This is a genomic window from Micromonospora chalcea, from assembly GCF_002926165.1.
Lineage (GTDB): Bacteria > Actinomycetota > Actinomycetes > Mycobacteriales > Micromonosporaceae > Micromonospora > Micromonospora chalcea.
In genome coordinates this window covers 1-1,324 of sequence record NZ_MAGP01000081.1, presented here as the reverse complement: position 1 = coordinate 1,324, position 1,324 = coordinate 1, and the positions used below count along the sequence as shown (strand labels likewise).

1 protein-coding gene is annotated in these 1,324 nt (G+C 69.5%); it reads right to left on the bottom strand.

Going from position 1 to position 1,324, the window contains the following annotated elements; translation table 11 throughout:
- Window positions 1–18: 18 nt before the first annotated feature.
- Window positions 19–1,077, bottom strand: coding sequence for an IS110 family RNA-guided transposase (locus BAW75_RS08570; protein ID WP_104113214.1), 1,059 nt, complete (start codon window positions 1,075–1,077; stop codon window positions 19–21).
- Between the last annotated feature and the right edge of the window lie 247 nt (window positions 1,078–1,324).

The following is a 1,324-nucleotide window of genomic DNA, read 5'->3' as shown; positions in this document are numbered from 1 at the left end:
CGGATGCTCCTATGGATGTCAAGGGGTGTTGAGGGCGGTGTAGTCGGCGAGGAGGGCGGTGTGGACCTCGCGGATGATGTAGCGCTTGAGGCAGCGGATGATCTCTTTCTTGGTGAGGCCTTGTTTGGTGCGTTTCTCTTGGTAGGCGTGGGTGCGGGGGTCGTGGCGCAGGCGGCAGAGAGCGATGGTGTGCAGGGCTTTGTTCGCGGCTCTGTCGCCGCCGCGGTTGAGGCGGTGTCGGTCGGTGCGTCCTGAGCTGGCGGGGATGGGTGCGGCGCCGCAGAGGTGGGCCAGGGCGGCTTCGCTGCGGAGCCGGTCGGGGTTGTCGCCGGCGGTGGTCAGGAGTTGACCGGCGACGTCGGGTCCGACGCCGAACAGTCCGCTGAGAGTGGGAGCGGTGCGGGTGACGGCGGGGCGTAGTCGCCGGTCGGCGAGGGTGATCTCGGCGGTGAGGGCCTGGATGCGGGTGGCGATCGCGGTGAGGGCGGCTTTGGTCGCCTCGACGGGATCGCTGAGCCGGGTGTCGTCGCTGGTGAGGCTGGCGCAGCGGTGGATCAGGTTCGTGCCGGTGTGGCCGGCCAGGTCGGCGCGCAGGTTCTCGGGGGCGGCGGTGAGCAGACCGTGGAGCTGGTTGATGGCGGCGGTGCGGGCCTTGACCGCGCCGTTGCGGGCCACCCGCAGGGCGCGGATCGCCTCGACCGGTCCGGTGCGGGTCTTCGGCAGGCCACTGGCCTGTCCGGACAGGGCAGCGCGGGCGGCGGCCAGGGCGTCGATCGGGTCGGACTTGCCCTTCGTTCGCCGGGTCTTGCGGTCCGGCCGGTCGACCTCGACCACCATGATCTTCTGGCTGGTCAGGTAGCGGGCCAGACCAGCGCCGTAGGCGCCGGTGCCCTCGACGCCGATCTTCACGATCGTGCCGAAGGTTCGCAGCCAGGCCAGCAACTGTCGGTAACCGGCTGCGGTGGCGGGGAACTGGCGATCAGCGATTTCCCGTCCGGTCTGGTCGACCACGGCGGCGTGATGGGTCCGGCCGTGAGTATCGACGCCACCGGTGACCTTGCGCTTCTTGGCTGTCATGCTGGAACCGTCGTCCCTCTCGCTTGCACCGAACAGGGTCGGCACGCACTCGCCGGGACGGGCGGACAGGACAGTGACGGGACCTCTTGCACAGGCTCCTATCAGGTCACGACGCCCCTGCCAGTGACGTGCAGGAACGGGGTCACCCGGACCAAGCCGACGGATCCGCTCCAGGACAGCAACGTCGGTCAGGCGGTGAGTCAGACCAGGCCGGGTGACCCCACCCCTACATCCTCACTGTCAGGCG

Bases quoted from the DNA above. Each gene is read 5' to 3' on its own strand.
- BAW75_RS08570 (WP_104113214.1), bottom strand. From the start codon at position 1,077: ATGACAGCCAAGAAGCGCAAGGTCACCGGTGGCGTCGATACTCACGGC.